22 protein-coding genes are annotated in these 17,931 nt (G+C 35.1%); 6 read left to right on the top strand and 16 right to left on the bottom strand.

The window, feature by feature from the left end:
• Nucleotides 1–267 precede the first annotated feature (267 nt).
• Both AC1MPL_RS08755 and AC1MPL_RS08760 read right to left on the bottom strand, forming a co-directional pair.
• On the bottom strand, nucleotides 268–882 hold the full coding sequence (locus tag AC1MPL_RS08755) for an acyltransferase (protein WP_479765471.1): 615 nt from the start codon (nucleotides 880–882) through the stop codon (nucleotides 268–270).
• Nucleotides 872–1,462 carry an IMPACT family protein gene (locus AC1MPL_RS08760; RefSeq protein ID WP_479765472.1) on the bottom strand — a complete coding sequence of 197 codons (591 nt, stop codon included), beginning with the start codon at nucleotides 1,460–1,462 and terminating at the stop codon, nucleotides 872–874. Before AC1MPL_RS08760 ends, AC1MPL_RS08755 begins: the two co-directional genes overlap by 11 nt.
• 440 nt (nucleotides 1,463–1,902) lie before the next feature.
• Here AC1MPL_RS08760 and AC1MPL_RS08765 point away from each other — a divergent pair, with 440 nt between their 5' ends.
• On the top strand, nucleotides 1,903–2,124 hold the full coding sequence (locus tag AC1MPL_RS08765) for a DUF1653 domain-containing protein (RefSeq protein ID WP_479765473.1): 222 nt from the start codon (nucleotides 1,903–1,905) through the stop codon (nucleotides 2,122–2,124).
• A 35-nt stretch (nucleotides 2,125–2,159) separates the two neighbouring features.
• On the opposite strand, the gene tsaD is transcribed toward AC1MPL_RS08765, so the two are convergent.
• Complete coding sequence (gene tsaD, locus AC1MPL_RS08770; protein WP_479765474.1) at nucleotides 2,160–3,176, bottom strand: tRNA (adenosine(37)-N6)-threonylcarbamoyltransferase complex transferase subunit TsaD; 1,017 nt, start codon at nucleotides 3,174–3,176, stop codon at nucleotides 2,160–2,162.
• Nucleotides 3,177–3,320: 144 nt separating this feature from the next.
• On the opposite strand from tsaD, the gene rpsU reads away from it, so the two are divergent.
• Nucleotides 3,321–3,536, top strand: coding sequence for a 30S ribosomal protein S21 (gene rpsU, locus AC1MPL_RS08775; protein ID WP_001136722.1), 216 nt, complete (start codon nucleotides 3,321–3,323; stop codon nucleotides 3,534–3,536).
• Nucleotides 3,537–3,563: 27 nt separating this feature from the next.
• Entirely contained in the window at nucleotides 3,564–4,010 is a 447-nt protein-coding gene (locus AC1MPL_RS08780) for a GatB/YqeY domain-containing protein (RefSeq protein ID WP_479765475.1), read from the top strand.
• 35 nt (nucleotides 4,011–4,045) lie between these two features.
• On the opposite strand, the gene AC1MPL_RS08785 is transcribed toward AC1MPL_RS08780, so the two are convergent.
• From AC1MPL_RS08785 to AC1MPL_RS08830, 10 genes are all read right to left on the bottom strand, one after another.
• Nucleotides 4,046–4,690, bottom strand: coding sequence for a hypothetical protein (locus AC1MPL_RS08785; RefSeq protein WP_479765477.1), 645 nt, complete (start codon nucleotides 4,688–4,690; stop codon nucleotides 4,046–4,048).
• Nucleotides 4,691–4,754: 64 nt separating this feature from the next.
• Nucleotides 4,755–6,632 carry a M48 family metalloprotease gene (locus AC1MPL_RS08790; RefSeq protein WP_479765479.1) on the bottom strand — a complete coding sequence of 626 codons (1,878 nt, stop codon included), beginning with the start codon at nucleotides 6,630–6,632 and terminating at the stop codon, nucleotides 4,755–4,757.
• Nucleotides 6,633–6,725: 93 nt separating this feature from the next.
• Nucleotides 6,726–8,264 (bottom strand): amidophosphoribosyltransferase, encoded by a 1,539-nt coding sequence (gene purF / locus AC1MPL_RS08795; RefSeq protein ID WP_479765481.1) that lies wholly within the window; start codon nucleotides 8,262–8,264, stop codon nucleotides 6,726–6,728.
• A gap of 24 nt (nucleotides 8,265–8,288) precedes the next feature.
• Nucleotides 8,289–8,879 carry a CvpA family protein gene (locus AC1MPL_RS08800; protein WP_479765483.1) on the bottom strand — a complete coding sequence of 197 codons (591 nt, stop codon included), beginning with the start codon at nucleotides 8,877–8,879 and terminating at the stop codon, nucleotides 8,289–8,291.
• Between the two features lie 5 nt (nucleotides 8,880–8,884).
• Nucleotides 8,885–9,889: a quinone-dependent dihydroorotate dehydrogenase gene (locus AC1MPL_RS08805; protein ID WP_479765485.1), complete on the bottom strand. Its 1,005-nt coding sequence runs from the start codon at nucleotides 9,887–9,889 to the stop codon at nucleotides 8,885–8,887.
• Nucleotides 9,890–10,035: 146 nt separating this feature from the next.
• Nucleotides 10,036–10,506, bottom strand: coding sequence for a phosphoglycerate mutase family protein (locus AC1MPL_RS08810; protein ID WP_479765486.1), 471 nt, complete (start codon nucleotides 10,504–10,506; stop codon nucleotides 10,036–10,038).
• Between the two features lie 23 nt (nucleotides 10,507–10,529).
• Complete coding sequence (locus tag AC1MPL_RS08815; protein WP_479765488.1) at nucleotides 10,530–11,609, bottom strand: NAD(P)H-dependent glycerol-3-phosphate dehydrogenase; 1,080 nt, start codon at nucleotides 11,607–11,609, stop codon at nucleotides 10,530–10,532.
• A gap of 11 nt (nucleotides 11,610–11,620) precedes the next feature.
• Nucleotides 11,621–12,199, bottom strand: a complete 579-nt coding sequence (locus tag AC1MPL_RS08820; RefSeq protein WP_479765489.1) for a nitroreductase family protein — start codon at nucleotides 12,197–12,199, stop codon at nucleotides 11,621–11,623.
• 148 nt (nucleotides 12,200–12,347) lie between these two features.
• Nucleotides 12,348–13,499, bottom strand: a complete 1,152-nt coding sequence (gene rhlB / locus AC1MPL_RS08825; protein WP_479765490.1) for an ATP-dependent RNA helicase RhlB — start codon at nucleotides 13,497–13,499, stop codon at nucleotides 12,348–12,350.
• 104 nt (nucleotides 13,500–13,603) lie between these two features.
• Nucleotides 13,604–13,816 (bottom strand): cold-shock protein, encoded by a 213-nt coding sequence (locus tag AC1MPL_RS08830; RefSeq protein WP_023272199.1) that lies wholly within the window; start codon nucleotides 13,814–13,816, stop codon nucleotides 13,604–13,606.
• Between the two features lie 353 nt (nucleotides 13,817–14,169).
• Here AC1MPL_RS08830 and AC1MPL_RS08835 point away from each other — a divergent pair, with 353 nt between their 5' ends.
• The 3 genes from AC1MPL_RS08835 (at nucleotide 14,170) to AC1MPL_RS08845 (ending at nucleotide 15,881) form a co-directional block, all read left to right on the top strand.
• Nucleotides 14,170–14,421 carry a sulfurtransferase TusA family protein gene (locus AC1MPL_RS08835; RefSeq protein WP_479765491.1) on the top strand — a complete coding sequence of 84 codons (252 nt, stop codon included), beginning with the start codon at nucleotides 14,170–14,172 and terminating at the stop codon, nucleotides 14,419–14,421.
• Between the two features lie 124 nt (nucleotides 14,422–14,545).
• Complete coding sequence (rpoH, locus tag AC1MPL_RS08840) at nucleotides 14,546–15,418, top strand: RNA polymerase sigma factor RpoH (protein WP_479765492.1); 873 nt, start codon at nucleotides 14,546–14,548, stop codon at nucleotides 15,416–15,418.
• A 94-nt stretch (nucleotides 15,419–15,512) separates the two neighbouring features.
• Nucleotides 15,513–15,881: a DUF423 domain-containing protein gene (locus tag AC1MPL_RS08845; RefSeq protein WP_479765493.1), complete on the top strand. Its 369-nt coding sequence runs from the start codon at nucleotides 15,513–15,515 to the stop codon at nucleotides 15,879–15,881.
• Nucleotides 15,882–16,135: 254 nt separating this feature from the next.
• Here AC1MPL_RS08845 and AC1MPL_RS08850 read toward each other — a convergent pair whose 3' ends face one another.
• Genes AC1MPL_RS08850 through AC1MPL_RS08860 form a run of 3 tightly spaced genes read right to left on the bottom strand, consistent with a single transcriptional unit; the run spans nucleotide 16,136 to nucleotide 17,927 of the window.
• Entirely contained in the window at nucleotides 16,136–16,555 is a 420-nt protein-coding gene (locus AC1MPL_RS08850) for a hypothetical protein (RefSeq protein WP_479765495.1), read from the bottom strand.
• A gap of 8 nt (nucleotides 16,556–16,563) precedes the next feature.
• Nucleotides 16,564–17,415, bottom strand: coding sequence for an FAD:protein FMN transferase (locus AC1MPL_RS08855; protein ID WP_479766202.1), 852 nt, complete (start codon nucleotides 17,413–17,415; stop codon nucleotides 16,564–16,566).
• A complete protein-coding gene (locus AC1MPL_RS08860; RefSeq protein WP_479765496.1) occupies nucleotides 17,403–17,927 on the bottom strand; it encodes an FMN-binding protein in 525 nt (174 codons plus the stop codon). Before AC1MPL_RS08860 ends, AC1MPL_RS08855 begins: the two co-directional genes overlap by 13 nt.
• Nucleotides 17,928–17,931 lie beyond the last annotated feature (4 nt).

Raw genomic sequence — 17,931 nt, forward strand, 5'->3', positions numbered from 1 at the left:
TCACTAATATTGATCTCATCAAATACATTCTGGGAGTGACAATTACATATAGACTTCAATTTAAATACATTGAGTGAAAATATTTTCAATAAATCATTACATACTAATTAAGTTTTAAAGGTACTAATTTTAGGACAATGATTATCAAAGTATTTTAGATCATCCAGTTGTATAATTTATGATATACGTCACAACTTATATATCTATAGCTACAACTTAACAATGTTACATTATAACAATTAAAAAAATCTTAAGGCTTGTCATAATTTAATATCTAATACGAATAAATTGTGCTGGATTACCAGCGACAATATGTGCCACTGCAATATCTTTTGTCACTATACTATTCATACCTACAATTGCATGATCTCCAATACTTACACCATCTTTAACACCAACATGCGCGCCTAACCAAACATCTTTTCCTATTTCAATGCCTTTTGAGCGTACAGGTTGCTTATAAATTGGGTGATCTAAATCCATACCATGATCAAAAGCATATAAATGGGTATATGCAGCTAATCTTGCTTGATCTTTAAGCACAATACCTGCCCTCCCGCCATCTAAAATACAATGGTGATTAATTGCAACTTCATTACCAATAGTTAAGGGTCCGTGTAAAGTCGCATCTGCAGCAATAAACGTATTATCTCCAATCGAAATTTTTCGCCCACGCTCAGCAAAAATATGTGCCAATGGTGAAATAAAACAATTTTTCCCTATTTCAATCGTTTCCATCTCTTTTAAATACTCTTGGTATTCTTCTTGCCATGCTTGAGCCCAAATTCTATGTTTATCTTTTAAACGCCAATATAGCCACGGCATATAATTCAAACGATGTTTATGCTGCTCCCTATATTTTAACAATGGATCAGTCATCATTTTTTTCCTTCAACTGCTCTCTACCACGCGTTACATCTTGAATTTTTTTGGCAAGTTCATTTTTTTGATGAATCTGTATTTTAGCAACAATACTTACACCCTCAGCAGTATAATCCTCAACATATACTATTTGATGTTGCGCAAGCTCATATTGAAAAATAGGCCATTCACTAAAGCTACATTGAAAATAAACTTCGATTTTTTCTATCAGCTCTATTTTATCAGCAAGAAGTAGTGCTTTTCCTGCTGTTCCACCATACGCACGAACAAGCCCTCCTGTACCTAATTTAACACCTCCATACCAACGGTTAACCAAAACCAATATATTCGTTAGTTCATTACCTTCGATGGTTGCTAATATAGGTCTACCTGCTGTACCTGATGGTTCACCATCATCATTAAACCGAACGTTATGACCAATTTTCCATGCCCAACACTGATGCGTTGTCGAAACATCTTTATATTCATCTAAAGCTAGCTTCACATCATCTTCTGTCTCTACAGGTATTGCAAAAGCTTGAAAGCGACTTTTTTTTATATCCTCTTCATAAACAATTGTTTCTTGAATCGTGAAAGGCATATTTACTCATTATGGTAGAATTTAAATAATTATAACCCTTTCATCTTAAACTCTAAATATTATGTGTTTAGTAACTCTAAAATATTCATACACTTGGTGTACTTACTTAGCAATAAGCAGATTTTTATATAAAAAATTGCTTAGATTTACAGCATACTAATTTGCAATACAACCCTAAAAAACTCATGAAAATTTTCACTATATAGAAGAATCCAAAGAATTGATTATAAAAAATATATCTATGATTAAAATAGTTATATTTTTTACTTTAAACGCTATTACCACAATATATAATACTGAAAGAGAGTGACCGTAATTGAATATTAAAGAAAAATGATTTTGCAAATAGCTCAAAGAAACTTATAAAAATGATTCATTTACTCAACAAGTATCTAAGCCTTAATATACAATTACAATATAAAGTCATTAAGGCATAAATAATGCATATTCCACATGGTATTTATGAACACTATAAAGGAAAACTCTATCAAGTTATTGGCACTGCCAGACATAGTGAAACACAAGAAATTCTTGTTATTTATCAATGCTTATATGATGATTTTTCACTATGGGTACGTCCTGTAACAATGTTTACAGAGCAAATAGTTGGTCTAGATAATACTTTACAGCCTCGTTTCAAATTTCTAAGAGAAAATTTTTAAGAAAAAGGTGAACTTATAAGTTCACCTTTTTTATTTTAAAGATTGGTTGGCGTTTCTAGCTCTGTCATTGGCCAACGTGGGGTTGTTGTAACAGCAAGGCCATCACATGCACCACCTTTTAAACGCTGATAACCTGCAAAAGCAATCATTGCGCCATTATCTGTACATAAAGCAGGCTCTGCATAGTAAACTTGGGCTTTTATTTTTACTAATTCCGCTTCAAGCCTTTCACGCAACCGAGTATTTGCACTTACGCCACCCGCGATGACTAAACGCTTTAACTTTGTTTGTTTCAGTGCTTTCACCGATTTTTTCACCAGTGTATCTACAATTGCTTCTTGAAAAGATGCAGCTATATCGGCTTCTCTATTTTGCCCCTCAACCTTTTTCAACTGAACAGAAACAGCAGTTTTTAAGCCACTAAAAGAAAATACAAGATCTTTATGTAGCATCGGACGCGGAAAATCAAATGCTTGTGCATCACCATCTAAAGCCAACTTTGCAATATTTGGCCCACCTGGATAAGCAAGCCCCATCATTTTAGCAACCTTATCAAATGCTTCACCTGCGGCATCATCAATCGACTCGCCGAGTATTTCATACTTTCCTATTTCATAAGCAGCCATAAGTTGGGTATGCCCACCAGAAACCAATAGTGCAACAAAAGGAAATTGTGGAGGAGTATCCGATAAAAGTGGTGCCAACATATGCCCTTCCATATGATGTACACCTATTGCAGGTTTATCTAATGCAAACGCCAGTGTTCGACCAAATAAAGCACCTGTCATTAATGCACCCATTAACCCTGGGCCACGTGTATATGCAACTGCATCAATCTCTTTTTTGCTTACGTTTGCTTGATGAAGCAACTCATTTAGTAGTGGAATAAGTTTTCTTACATGATCTCGTGACGCAAGCTCAGGAACAACACCACCATATTCGGCATGTAATTGAATTTGGCTATATAACACCTGTCCAAGCAGTCCCTTTTCACTGTCATAAAGTGCTAATCCTGTTTCATCACAAGAAGTTTCCAAGCCCAAAACAATCATTTAAATGCCTATTTCTATGTCCAATTTACGACAATCCCTATTATAGACTTGTGATATGAGATGTAAATGAGTAAAATAGCGCACTTCACTTGTTTTCTAAAGCAATTCCGCTTTAGATTTTATCCATAATATTGAGGATTCTTCATGCCACAAGTTAAATTGAAAGAAGGCGAACCAGTAGACGTAGCTATCCGTCGTTTCAAACGTTCTTGCGAAAAAGCTGGTGTTTTAGCTGATGTTCGTAAACGCGAATTCTACGAAAAACCAACTCAAGAGCGTAAGCGTAAAAAAGCTGCTGCTGTTAAGCGCTACCAAAAGAAATTGGCTCGCGAATCTGTACGTACTACTCGTCTTTACTAATTAATTTGTGATTGAAGCTGAATGACTATGAATAATTTAAAAAACCAAATTACCGATGCATTGAAAAGCGCTATGCGTGCTAAAGAAATGTCAACTGTAACTGTTATTCGTAGTCTGCAAGCAGCAATTAAGCAAATTGAAGTCGACGAACGCATAGAGCTTGATGAAAATCAAGTACTTGTAATTGTCGAAAAGCAAGTTAAACAACGTAAAGAGTCAGTAAAGGCTTTCGCCGGTGCTGGCCGAGACGATTTAGCTAGTAAAGAGCAAGCTGAAATTGAGATTCTATCTCAATTTCTACCAGCAGCTATGACTGAGGAAGAGCTTGATTCTGTCATTGATCAGATTATTGCTGATCAAAGTGCTACTAGCATGAAAGATATGGGTAAGGTGATGAATTCTCTACGTCCGATCATAGCCGGACGTGCCGACCCGTCTATTGCTTCTTCAAAAGTAAAAGCAAAGCTAAACTAACTCATTACCTTAAAAAGCGTTTATTTAAAGACAGCTTAAACGCTTTTTAAATACTCCCACAGTATTTTTTTCTTACTTGGCATCTCAATCATTTCTTTTAATGAAGCAAACTCCTGAATACCTTCCAATAAAACGCCTTTCGGCTTCTTACCTAAAAATATTTGTGACAATTGAATATCTGCTTTATTTCGAATATCAATAAAACCTTTAATATAAACTGATAAAAAGCTTTGATCTTGCAAGCTCTCCAGAATCGGCCATCGTAAGTTATATTGTGATAAAGATAATGTTATCACAAGACTATTTAATAATTGCCTTTCTTCACTTGGTAACTCAAATGTATTTATAAAAATAATAATTTTACTGGAAACAAATGCACTCAATACAAACGGCTCTATTACAATTTCTTCTACTTGAGCGATATCAGTCGAAGGTTCTTTATCTACTTTAAACTCAATATCATTTTTAACTTCTAAAGCAATTTCTTTTCGAGCTACAATAAAGTGTTCATCATTAACCTGTAATGGCTCATCTTTGAGCTCCAGCTCTTCACATGTTACTTCATCACGCCAAAACCGAGATGCAGAGTTTTCACAAACAGCCACATCCCTAGGAATCCAAATATCAATCCCTATATTCGAAAGTAAATTTCGTTGATGTATCAATTGCTGTTCACTCATATTTTATTAATACCACAAAGGGAGTATATTCTAACATTGAGTTAGCTTATTTCTTGTAGAAAAGCTATACAATCATTAAACTATTTTGCTTTAATACCTGCTCTACAACTTCTTTATTTTCAAAGCCTAGACGCCAATATAATAGTGCAAGTACATCTAATTCATCTTGTGTGACGACTCTCCCTTCACTAAGACAATTTTCTATAACCCCCAATATTTTCAGACGATCCCTTAATAACAAACCCGATAGGTGATGTAAAATTTCACCTAAATTTACAGGCTCATCTGACAAATGTTTATATTTTTTTCTTTCTTTACTAGACAGTAATTGCTCAAGCATAGAATCTCTACATTTAAGCTGATTAGGACTATTTAATTTCTGAACATGCACTAACGCATCAACTAAACGTACAATTTCAAACTTTGTATCATCATAAGCTGTTGGCATATGAATCGGCAATAAATTAAGATGGCTTTTTACTTTTTCCAACAGTAGTATATCTAATAATCCTACTTCACCATCTGCTTGTATAATAAGTGCAAGTCTTGTTAAAAACTGTTTTGCAATACTTATTGGCATCTGAACAAGTTTATGACATGCGCTATAAAAAACTTCAACATGTAACCGTTTATCTACCGTAAGCAAAGCATCTACAATTGCATGACTGACCTGAACATCTTTAGGGATAAATTCTCCATACTGCCGAATCATTAAAATAGCAACAATCACCTCTCTTGCACCAGTCCCAGTTTGCAAAGCACGTTTTAATAATTCTGGCTGTTTCATAGATTGGCGAAAATGTGGACTTAATGGCTGATCTTGAGAGAGGAAACTTATTGGAGATAAGCGTATAAGTGGAAAAGGTTTAGGTGGTTCCCAAGCGATACTTACCTCCGTCTGCTCTTCACCAAATGGTCGAAAAAGACTAAATAATGACTGTGTCTGTACTCTTTTTAAATTTTCCAATTGGACTTCTTTTAATATGTTCGGATCGAGTTTGTAAATTCTTCGTTCAATATTAGGATGGATATTTAACCAACTTTGTGGACTTAGTGAATTTGCAAAGCACATATGTGCAATAGATTCCGAATGTGAGCTATGAATTTGTGAGCCAGCATGATGCACATAAATTCTTAATAAAGTCTGTAAATTAGTATCATTGGAAATAAGTTCCTGAGTTTCTATATCATTTTTGAAGGTCCTTCCCGATAACGTTACAAACTTTACAAATCTTGAAATAAGTAGCCCTAAACTACCCATCAACCAAATAATACCACCTAAAGCAACCAACATTGTTTCAAACTTATTTTTATTATTGTAAGGTTTAAATCCTCTTCTTGCGATTTTACTTCCCCATTGATTAAAGCTTGTTAAAGTACTAAAAAGGATTTTTAATCTAATATTTTGACGTGTTTCTCCGCTTATAATTTGATTAAAAGCATAACTTAATAGTCCATAAAGCTCTAGTTCATCTAAATTCTGCAAGGCACCCCACGTCAGAATAATCACTGTATCTTCTTCATTCTGACCTGCTGTTAATGCATTAACACCAATTTCATCTGGTAATACATATACAGATGGTGTAATTATCCCAAATTTATTTGCAATCTGCTCTGTAAGTTTTACCGCACGAATTTCTTCTGGCGTACATTCTAAAGTATTTAAATATCGTGCACGCATTTGCTTTGCTAAAGAATGCCCACCAACACGAAAAACATAAAGCTCATAAAATAGAGAAATAAACATAATACAAATAACAGCGCCTAGCAGTAAAGGACTATGCTTATTCCACAGAATAGATTGATTTTGATCCACATAATACATAATAAGACCAAAAGAAAAATTCAAAATCATAATTGTTAAGACAATTGCAAAAATACAAATAATCGTCACAACAAATAAATTTTTCTGATGACTGAATGATGTTTTATTTAGTGCCAATGTTAAATAGCCCTATTTAGACCTAAACAATTTATATTGATAATAAAATAAAAAAGCGGGGAAATCCCGCTTTTTTTATAAGCATAGCAGTGCTTAAGCTTCTGTGACACCAGTTAAATCTACTGATGCAGCATCTATATTTACATCAATATATTTATTTCCTTTCTTAGCTTGATCAGAACGGTTTTGCTCCAACTCTGTTAAATACTCTGAGTCAATATCTCCAGTTACATAATGGCCATCAAAGACAGAACAATCAAACTCTTGGATTTCAGGAACTTTTGGTATGCGTATAGCATCTTTCAAATCATCTAACTCTTGAAATACAAGGCGGTCTGCACCAATAATTTCGCGAATTTCTTCAACAGTACGGTCAGAGGCTATTAATTCTGCTTTCACTGGCATATCAATGCCATATACATTTGGATACTTAACCATTGGTGCAGCAGACGCAAAAAATACTTTCTTTGCACCAGCATCACGTGCCATTTGAATGATTTCATTACACGTTGTACCACGTACAATTGAGTCATCAACAAGTAATACGTTTTTGTCTTTAAACTCTAACTCTACAGGGTTTAATTTTTGACGTACTGATTTTTTACGTTGCTGCTGACCTGGCATAATAAATGTACGGCCAATATAACGGTTTTTCATAAACCCTTCACGGAACTTCACACCAAGTACATTTGCAAGTTCAAGTGCCGATGTTCTACTCGTATCTGGAATAGGAATAACTACATCAATATCGTGTGCTTCACCCCATTCTTTTAAAATATGGTGTGCAAGCTTTTCACCCATTTTTAAACGTGCTTTATATACTGATATGCCATCAATAATTGCATCTGGACGCGCAAAATATACATATTCAAAAATACAAGGAAAGTATTTTGGATCCTTTGCACATTGCTTTGTGAACAAGTTACCATTGGTATCAATATAAATTGCCTCACCCGGTTCAATATCTCGCTCTACTTTAAAACCTAAAGCAGTAATTGCTACAGATTCAGATGCGACGATATATTCAGTTTTACCACATTCACTTTGGCGAGAACCATAAATTAATGGGCGGATACCATTTGGATCTCTAAATGCAACTAACCCTTGCCCCGTAATCATTGCAACAACACCATACGCACCACGACAACGCTGATGTACACGATGTACTGCATAAAAAATATCTTCAGCAGTCGGGTGTAATGTACGTAGTTTTTGTAATTCATGTGCAAATACGTTCAGTAAAACTTCTGAATCTGAATCGGTATTCATATGACGTAAATCCGTCTCAAATAATGAGTGACGAATTTCATCTGCATTGGTTAAATTACCATTGTGAGCAAGCGTAATACCATATGGTGAATTTACATAAAATGGCTGTGCTTCTGCACTGCTTGATGAACCTGCAGTAGGATAGCGGACATGACCTATACCATAGTTACCACGTAATGCACGCATATGTCGCGTATGAAAAACATCACGCACAAGACCATTATCTTTTCTTAGGAATAGGCGATCATTTTCGCAGGTTACCATCCCTGCAGCATCTTGTCCACGATGTTGTAACATCGTTAAAGCATCAAATAACAATTGGTTTACTGGTGATTTTCCAGCGATCCCAACAACTCCACACATAGCAACCTCGCAGACAAGCTTGGATTAATTAAAAGGGTTTTGCGCTGAATGTTCTGAAGAACTCTTCCGCGCAGAGACTTTTTCAGCAATTTCTTTCGAATGCTGTTCTACTCTAGCTTCATTATCATGAAAATTCTGAATTGCCTCTGTTGCAACTTCTTTGGAAACCTCAGTCGCAATTGGGGCATAAGGCATCAGCACCTGTACCATTTTAGACTGTTTCCAACTCTGTGCTGTATGCACCCAAGGCTCCGCACCTTGCATTGCAATTAGCATAACAAATAAACTTTTTAGACAGCCAAGAATCCCCCCAGCCAATCTATTTAATGGACCTAACTTTAGAGATTTCAACAATTTATTTAAAATAGCAGAGACCAACCATGTCAAAGTCATGACAACAAGTACAATAAATGCAAATCCTGCTATTTTCTGCACCACAAAATCATGACTTAATCCAGACATCATTGGCGCTAAGTCATTGGCATATTTTGCACCCATAAACAGTGCAAATACCCAACCCACTAAGTTCGCCAAGGCTTGAATGAGTCCTTGTCGCAAACCGTTTATTCCTCCAAGCGCCATAAAAATAACAACAACAACATCTAAAATATTCATTTAGGCTATGTCATGGTTTGGATACAATCTTTAATCAATTTTGGCCCTGTATATATAAGGCCACTATACAGTTGCACAAGGTTTGCACCGGCATTTTGTTTTGCTAAAGCTTGCTCACCCGATAAGATACCACCAACACCAATCAAAGGAATTTGGTTTTTGAGCACAGCAGAAAAACTTCTTAAACACTTTGTACTCTTTTCAAATACAGGTGCGCCAGATAAACCACCTGCTTCATTTCCTAAAGGTAAATCGGCAACACCATCTCTAGACAAAGTGGTATTTGTTACAATGAGACCATCTACTTTATATTGCAATAACTGTTTAGCAATAAATGCAATATCTTCAGTTGACAAATCTGGAGCAACTTTTAGAACGAGTGGAACATAATGTTTATATTCTTCGGCAAGTTCGGCTTGACGGTTTTTTAATGTTTCTAATAAATGGGTTAATGCCTCACCATTTTGTAGACTTCGCAAGTTTTTTGTATTTGGTGAAGATATATTGACTGTTACATAAGAAGCATAGTTATATACTTTTTCAAAACAATGAAGATAGTCATCTACAGCTTTTTCTACAGGCGTATCAGCATTTTTTCCAATATTAATACCTAACACGCCTTTATATTTAGATGCTTTCACATTCTCAACAAGCTGATCTACACCATCATTATTAAATCCCATACGGTTAATAATAGCTTTTGCTTTTGGAATACGAAATAATCGTGGCTGCTCATTTCCTGCTTGTGGTCTTGGTGTGACTGTGCCAACTTCAATAAATCCAAAACCTAAAGCTGCTAATGCATCAATATGAGAACCATTTTTATCTAATCCTGCTGCTAAACCAACAGGATTTGGAAACTCTATTCCCATACATATTGTTGGTTTTTCAATAAGTTTAGTATTAACTAAACCAAATGAATACGCTTTCTGCAACCAAGATAATGTAAGTTCATGTGCACGCTCTGGTGCTACGGAAAACAACAAAGGGCGAGCCAGTGAATACATCATATGCTATCAAATCTGTTAGTTTTGAACGGCTCTATTATAGGCCATCTCATAATACAAATACTATGCTCTGCTATGTTTATTTTCATAAAAGTGAAATATCACGCTTTAAACATAGCAAAAACATAATCACACACATATATTTTAGTTTAATCCTCAATATAAGGAATAAATGAATGATGGATTGTGCTCAAACCATGAGCAATGGTAGCTTGTTGATAAACACGTGCTTCAGCAAGCTGAAAAGGATGAAAATTATTACCTGTAATTTTTTCATCAATAAATCCAATAACATTCATATGACAAACTACAACAATGTTTTCATACTGTAATTGAGATTGAGATAGCCAATCTATTGCTAAATTAGCATCATCATCAGGCTTAATCATATCGCAAATTTGAACAGGTATATTTGGAAAATATTTTTCTAAATACGATAGTGTTTCTTGTGCACGCAGTAAAGGACTCACCACAAAAATATCAGGTGTATGCAGTATATTCTTTAAGAATTCGGCTGTCTTTGCTGCCTGTAAATGCCCTTTATTGGTTAAAGGACGCTGATAATCATTCCCTGCAACAGGTGGTTTTGCTTCACCATGTCGAACTAATGTTAGTTGCATATTACAATCCATTTAAAATTAAGCTAAACATCTCGGTGAGGTAACACAAACTCTACATCACTACGATGACCATTTTTCATTAATGACAATGCAATACTGAGCGGCGGAGCTTGCTCAAAAATCACCTCATATAAGGCATTTGTAATTGGCATATATACATCCAATTCAATTGCACGCTTTCTTACTTGAATAATTGTATTAATGCCTTCGGCCGTTTGACCTAAATCTTTAATTGCTTGTTCAAGTGTTTTACCTTGCCCTAAAGCAAAACCAATCTGATAGTTTCGACTTAAAGGACTTGTACACGTTGCGAATAAATCACCAACACCTGACAAGCCTAAAAAAGTAAGTGGGTTTGCGCCAAGCTTTACAGCGAAACGACTCATTTCAGCCAAAGCTCGCGTTAAAATCATACTACGTGTATTTTCACCAACTTTATGTGCTGCAGCCATCCCCATCGCAACCGCATAAATGTTTTTTAATGCACCGCCAAGTTCTACGCCATGTACATCATCACTTGCAAAGACTCTAAAAAGAGCACTATGTAAGGCTTTTTGCACCGCAAAACGTACACGTTCTGAATGACTTGCAACAACTGTGCCCGCAGGCATACCAGCAACAATTTCTTTCGCCAAATTAGGTCCAGATAATACTCCGTAAGGTACTTGAGGCAATTCTTCTCGAATAATCTCACTCATGAACTTAAAAGAGTCAACTTCAATGCCTTTCGTTAAAGAAATGACAGCTTGAGCAGTAATAAAGGACTTAATTTGTTGAAGTACATTTCTAAAAGAGTGACTCGGAATAGTGACTAAAATTAAGTCCTTATCTCTTACTGCTTGTTCTATATCTGATGATACCTTTAAGTTTTCATCTAGTTTAAAATCTGGCAAATAACGAGTATTCACATGTTTTTCATTAATTTCTTTAGCTGTCTTTGCATCTCTAATCCACAGCGTGGTATCACACCCATTTCGCGCGGCAGTATTTGCTATTGCTGTCCCAAAACTCCCACCACCTAATACTGTTACACGCAAAGCAACAGTATTTTTATCTTCAGCAGGTATAGCATTCACAAAATCAGAAAAGTTAATCTCTGTCATTACATACTTCTCTATTCACTCAAATTCCATTTAGATACATACAATTTTGTATCAATTTCCGCACGTGGTGCAATTTTCTTATCTGTAGTTCCAATATAAATAATTGCAGAAATTAAATCTCTTTCCTGTAAACCTAAAGCTTTTTTAAGTGTGCTCGACTCTACAACCGCACCAGTACGCCAAATTGTTGAGAAACCCTGTGCTTGCAATGAGAGTAAAAAGTTTTGTACTGCTGCACCAGTACTTAGAATCTGTTCATAATGTGGCACTTTAGGATGATCAATCAGTTCCGTTAAAGCAAGTACTAGTGTCGGTGCACGAAAAGGATGATTCTTAACACGTTCTACTTGAACAGGATCAATTCCATCAAAATCGCCCATAGACTGCGATAATAACTCGCCAAACTTTGTACGCTGCTCATCCTCAACAATTACAAAGCGAGTTGGCTTTAAACGGTGATGATCTGGTGCAGCTAAAGCAGCCTGAAATGCTAATTCTAATTGCTGTCTATTTGGTGCAGGTGTAACAAGTTGCCCAATAGATTGACGGTCGTGAATATTGTCGTGTACTACTTCAATTGATGATCGCATAATAATAAATCTTGGAAATTTTATTTGATTATTTTAGAGTAGCATACTCCTAAAAACATACTCCACTCTCATTCGCAAGAAAAAACATATTCATATAAATTATTGTAATTAAAATAAAAAGCTCAGAAGATTCTGAGCTTTTTTAACATTAGCAATAGCCTTCCAAGCGAGTTAGAGGCAATTTTTGACCAATGGCTTTCTCGATATCAGATAAATAAAATGCATCTTCTTCAGAAAGAAAGCTAATACTCACACCTGTTGTTCCAGCACGACCCGTACGACCAATACGATGTACATAATCATCTGACTGCTCGGGCAAAGTATAATTCACAACATGTGATACACCATCCACATGAATACCACGCCCTGCAACATCAGTGGCAATCATAATATTATGTTGCCCATTTTTAAACTGATCTAACATTTTAAGACGTTTATCTTGTGTTATTTCACCAGATAACATTACAACCTTGTATTTATCTTTTTTAAGTTGATCATACACCGTTCTTACTTGATCTCTTCTGTTGGCAAAAATAACCACTTTCCCAATCGGTTCATTTTTCAAAATATCTTTTAATAGCTTATATTTATCTTCAATTGCAACAACATACATTCGCTGTTCTACATCTGCATTTGTTTTCTTTTCAGGTTCAATCTCGACAGTTACAGGCTCAAATAACCACTGTCTTGCAAGATTCAAAACATCATAACTAAATGTTGCAGAAAACATAAGCGTCTGTCTTTGTTCCTTACGTGGTGAAAAGCGTACAATTTTTTTCACACTTGGAATAAAACCCATGTCTAATAATCTATCAGCTTCATCAATGACTAGAAACTCAACCTGATCTAACCAAATTTCTTTTTGCTCTGCAAAATCAATCAGTCTACCAGGTGTAGCCACTAAAATATCAATTGGATTTGCATCTAGCTGCTTACGTTGCTTATCAAAATCCACACCGCCTAGCAGTGTCATGACATTTAAGCCACTAAACTTAACCAAGTCTTTGGCATCTTGTTCAATTTGTAAGGCTAGCTCTCTCGTTGGCGCCAAAATTAATGCACGAGGCTCACCTCGATATCTTTTTTCTGTAATTGGATTATTTAGTAAATCATTAATAATACTAATTAAAAATGCTGCAGTTTTCCCTGTTCCAGTTTGCGCTCGACCAATGGCATCATGACCTGCTAATGTAAACTTTAAAACTTTTTCCTGAATGGGTGTCATAGATTTAAAACCAAGCGCATCAATCGCCTGTTGTAGCTGTGGGTGTAAATTTAAGGTTTCAAAACCAGATGACATTATGCATTAATCCCTAAGTCGGCAAAAACAGAGTCTTATTATAACAAAAACGCCCCAATTAGATAACAATTGGGGCGCTATATTTAGCTATTCGCTAAATATAATTAGTCTAAAGGTTGAACTTCTTCAGCCTGAAAACCTTTTTGACCTTGAACAACGCTGAATTCAACACGTTGGCCGTCACGTAAAGAACGGTGGCCGTCACCTTGAATAGCACGGAAGTGAACAAATACATCGTCACCACCTGTACGTTGAATAAAACCAAAACCTTTTGTGTCATTAAACCACTTAACTACGCCTTGTTCACGTACTGTCATAAGTCAATCCTCAGTTATATTGAAAAAAGGACCACCCGGTGTTGCGAACAGCAGAGTAAACAAAACAAGTTTTAAAAAAATTTATAATTTCTAAGCTTGTAATCATTCTGTAAAACTATCAACAAAATCCCGGTTACATCCAAAATTGTACTAGGTTCTTAAATACGGGGTCGTACCACAGCCCCTAATACTTTTTCGAGATTAACATGCTTCCACTGTAATTGGTACAATATTTTCAATAAATATTAAAATATCTAACAAGGTATTGATATCCAATTTATTTTTTAGTCTTTTGTAATTTTATCTTTTTTGATAATATAGATTTAAACTCATCAACATTCATATTGTGCTATATGAATCAGACTCAACCGTCAATTTTTATTGTAGATGCTATGGGTAAACCATGCCCTATGCCATTACTTATGCTTAAACGAGCATTGAAAAGTATTTCATCACACAAACAACCACAACCGATCTATGTTAAAGCATCTGACCCTCATAGTGAGATCGATATTCTAAGATATTGTGAAATACATCATCTTACATGTCATGTAACCAAGCCATCTGATAAGGAGTATTGCTATATGATTGAGAAAAACACATAGTTTGGTTTTATTTTAAACACAAACGTATATTTTTTACATTTTTCTACCCTTTTCGTCTTAATTCTATAAAGAAAGCACTTTATCATTATTAACATTGGTACGACTATCCTAATAAGGAGCATTCATGACTGACAGCAGCAATCAACTGATGCCCCTGTCATTGTCTGCACCAGGCGTAAATCTGGGCGCATACATAAGTACTGTCAATCAAATTCCTATACTCTCTGCCGACCAAGAAAAAGAGTTAGCAGATCGTTATTTTTACGATCAAGATTTAGATGCCGCAAAAATGCTTGTAATGTCTCATCTACGTTTTGTCGTACATATTGCACGTACATATGCAGGCTATGGCTTACCGCAAGGAGACCTTATTCAAGAAGGAAACCTTGGGCTAATGAAAGCAGTAAAGCGTTTCGACCCGAATATGGGAGTTCGTTTAGTATCTTTTGCAGTACATTGGATTAAAGCTGAAATACACGAGTATGTAATACGCAATTGGCGTATCGTTAAAATTGCCACAACTAAAGCTCAACGGAAATTATTTTTTAACTTACGTAGTCTAAAAAAATCTAGTAAGAAACTCACATTAGAAGAAGCTCAGTCTATTGCAAAAGACTTAAATGTGACACCTGAGCAAGTTCTAGAGATGGAAGGTCGTCTTACCGCATATGATGCCGCATTTGAAACTCAAAACGATGATGATGATGACAGTTCAACTCAATCTTATTCTCCTTCATTATATTTAGAAGATAATCGCTACGATCCTGCTCGCTTAGTTGAGAATGAAGATTGGGAAGAACAAAGCACTTCAGCACTTCATAGCGCTATGGGCCAACTTGATGACCGATCTAGAAATATTTTACAGCGACGTTGGTTAGATGATGATAAATCGACATTACACGAACTCGCTTCTGAATATAATGTCTCTGCTGAACGTATTCGTCAGCTTGAAAAAAATGCCATGGAAAAAATTAAAGTTGCCATGTCTTCAAACTAATTCTTATATATTTAGACTATCATCTTGATAGTCTCCTTATGTGAAGATATGCCAAAACTAAGTTATAATTATTAATTATAAAAGGATGACTATAATGTGGTTAGCAATTGCAGCAATCAATTTAGCACTTGCAGTTATACTTGGTGCATTTGGTGCACACGGTTTAAAAGCAAGAGCAACTGCTGACCAACTTACATGGTGGCACACCTCTACAGAATACTTTTTTTATCATGCTATAGGTCTACTCGCTTTAGGTATTTTAGTAAGAGTAACTCCAACATTTCCTATAAAAACAAGTTTTTTATTCATTCAAACTGGTATTGTCTTTTTTTGTGGATCTCTTTATATAATGAGTTTGGGTTTTCCACGTATATTGGGTGCAATTACACCTATTGGAGGGCTATTTATGATACTAGGTTGGCTTTTATTAGCATGGAATGCAATCAAATTTAAAGGATATTAATAAATAGATGACTTATAAACATGAACTAAAGTATTTTACAATTTATTTTTAAAACAATTTAGTACCTTAAAATATAATCAAGTGATACTAATTTGTTAGTGTAGTGATACGTCAAAACTATTTTTTAGAATAGCATCTGCTATGAAAAAGTATAAAGTGAATAGCTAGTGAAAATAAACTGTCTGAGAAATATCAGCTCACTTGAAATGCCTTATTTCTTTAAACTATATAAAAAGGAGAATTTATAAATGCTATTATTTTATCTTACGCTTACGGCCAATAAAAATGTGAACAGGCAAAATAATAATAACAAGTATACCAATCCATATATGAGTCATCTTCGCAATCGTCATCCAAGCTTCACCACTGTAGTATAATGCAACACCACTAAATGCAAGTAATAACATTGTCACAAGCATAGGAATACCAGATTTAATATTTCTTTTCACTTCTAAAGAAAGCTGTATATGTATAGGAATAAGTGTACCTATAAGAATAAGCATCAAGCTTGCACATATTCCATGTAGCTTTAATGTATATATTGTCCATACAGATGGATCATACATTTTCCAATCTTGTGTATAAGCAAAATATAAACCTGTAATGCTTAAAATTGTCCATACTACATATAAAGATATTTGTTGAATTTTTGGAAGTCGGATAGAAACTTTCACAAGAGATCCTAAAATGATTTAATCAGTATTGCACGCGCACCAAATCTTGTTAAACAAGGATGATTTATATTTAAGCTTGCAGCAACAACTTTTGTTAGTGCATCAGCCAACCAAGCCCTAGAAGCAATAACACTAAAGCTAATATTTTCTACAATTGCTTCACCTGTTAAAGGATGGATAAGATGGGAGACTCTCTTTTCTTTATATTCTTTTTCCGTAAAATAGCTAGCAGATGTTGCTATTGCGCCATCAGATAGTTCACCGATACACTTAGTTTTTAAAGGCTGTGCTGGATTTCGGAGATATATTTTTTCAGCAACATCTCCCAATACTCTCAAGTCCCCCCCCGCATTAATAACGGCTTTTGGAATACCACATCTTTTTAAGTGATTTATTGCTAAATCTACTGCAAAGCCTTTTGCAATTCCTCCTAAATCAATCATTATAGGTTGTAAAAAACATACTTGATTATTTTCTAATAATTGTATAGCTGACTGCGATATAACAGCTTTTTTATTTTGATTATGACATGGTAAATATTCAAATTGGATTAATTTTGATGCAACGGTACAGTCAAATAGTCCTTGGGACAAGTTATATATTTTCTGTGCACGAGATAAAACTTGATACAACCATGGGTGTACTTCAATTTTTTTTCGATAAGCGGAAGCATTTAATAAACTAAGGTCGCTTGTAGCATCATGAAAACTCATCATCTTTTGAACATCTTCAATAATTTGATAAGCACTACTAATTACTTGATGCACAGATGACTCACAAATATGAAATGAGTCATCTGTGTATACTATAATTTCAACAAATGTACCTAAAAGTGGCTTCGAGCGTACTACTTTAATGATTTTAGCTCCATTGCATACAAGCCCATAATACGATGAACACCATCTGTAATATGCTTAGAGGATAATGTAGCACCACTAATATTTTTAATATCTTTACCTAAAGTAATTGCAGAATTAGATGTCTTACCAACAAACTGATCACGCCAAGAAGCATTTCTCACCTGAGCACCATATGTTTCAGTATATTCCATAATTTCAATTTGCTTAATTGAACCATTTGCTTTAATACCTACAGCATAAGTAATCATTTCATGCTTACCTAAAACCTGATCAATGATTAACCAATCACCCTCTTTCGTTTTAAAAATTTGATCTGTTTTTAATGGGTAAGTAATCCCTGATAGTTCTTTTAATTTCTTTTCTTGGTCTTTTGTTAGCTGAATATTGTGTTGAATCAACGTCTGATTAGGAAAAATAACTTGCTTTGCCTGTTCAGTTGTTAAATATGTTGTTGCATGCGAAACAAGTGGTGTAACAAGTAATGTTGCCCCCATTATAGATGTCCACTTCATAATA

It is taken from the genome of Acinetobacter sp. N1-1, from assembly GCF_056711485.1.

Bases quoted from the DNA above. Each gene is read 5' to 3' on its own strand.
- AC1MPL_RS08755 (WP_479765471.1), bottom strand. From the start codon at position 882: ATGATGACTGATCCATTGTTAAAATATAGGGAGCAGCATAAACATCGT.
- AC1MPL_RS08760 (WP_479765472.1), bottom strand. From the start codon at position 1,462: ATGCCTTTCACGATTCAAGAAACAATTGTTTATGAAGAGGATATAAAA.
- AC1MPL_RS08765 (WP_479765473.1), top strand. From the start codon at position 1,903: ATGCATATTCCACATGGTATTTATGAACACTATAAAGGAAAACTCTAT.
- tsaD (WP_479765474.1), bottom strand. From the start codon at position 3,176: ATGATTGTTTTGGGCTTGGAAACTTCTTGTGATGAAACAGGATTAGCA.
- rpsU (WP_001136722.1), top strand. From the start codon at position 3,321: ATGCCACAAGTTAAATTGAAAGAAGGCGAACCAGTAGACGTAGCTATC.
- AC1MPL_RS08780 (WP_479765475.1), top strand. From the start codon at position 3,564: ATGAATAATTTAAAAAACCAAATTACCGATGCATTGAAAAGCGCTATG.
- AC1MPL_RS08785 (WP_479765477.1), bottom strand. From the start codon at position 4,690: ATGAGTGAACAGCAATTGATACATCAACGAAATTTACTTTCGAATATA.
- purF (WP_479765481.1), bottom strand. From the start codon at position 8,264: ATGTGTGGAGTTGTTGGGATCGCTGGAAAATCACCAGTAAACCAATTG.
- AC1MPL_RS08800 (WP_479765483.1), bottom strand. From the start codon at position 8,879: ATGAATATTTTAGATGTTGTTGTTGTTATTTTTATGGCGCTTGGAGGA.
- AC1MPL_RS08805 (WP_479765485.1), bottom strand. From the start codon at position 9,889: ATGATGTATTCACTGGCTCGCCCTTTGTTGTTTTCCGTAGCACCAGAG.
- AC1MPL_RS08810 (WP_479765486.1), bottom strand. From the start codon at position 10,506: ATGCAACTAACATTAGTTCGACATGGTGAAGCAAAACCACCTGTTGCA.
- AC1MPL_RS08815 (WP_479765488.1), bottom strand. From the start codon at position 11,609: ATGACAGAGATTAACTTTTCTGATTTTGTGAATGCTATACCTGCTGAA.
- AC1MPL_RS08820 (WP_479765489.1), bottom strand. From the start codon at position 12,199: ATGCGATCATCAATTGAAGTAGTACACGACAATATTCACGACCGTCAA.
- rhlB (WP_479765490.1), bottom strand. From the start codon at position 13,499: ATGTCATCTGGTTTTGAAACCTTAAATTTACACCCACAGCTACAACAG.
- AC1MPL_RS08830 (WP_023272199.1), bottom strand. From the start codon at position 13,816: ATGACAGTACGTGAACAAGGCGTAGTTAAGTGGTTTAATGACACAAAA.
- AC1MPL_RS08835 (WP_479765491.1), top strand. From the start codon at position 14,170: ATGAATCAGACTCAACCGTCAATTTTTATTGTAGATGCTATGGGTAAA.
- rpoH (WP_479765492.1), top strand. From the start codon at position 14,546: ATGACTGACAGCAGCAATCAACTGATGCCCCTGTCATTGTCTGCACCA.
- AC1MPL_RS08845 (WP_479765493.1), top strand. From the start codon at position 15,513: ATGTGGTTAGCAATTGCAGCAATCAATTTAGCACTTGCAGTTATACTT.
- AC1MPL_RS08860 (WP_479765496.1), bottom strand. From the start codon at position 17,927: ATGAAGTGGACATCTATAATGGGGGCAACATTACTTGTTACACCACTT.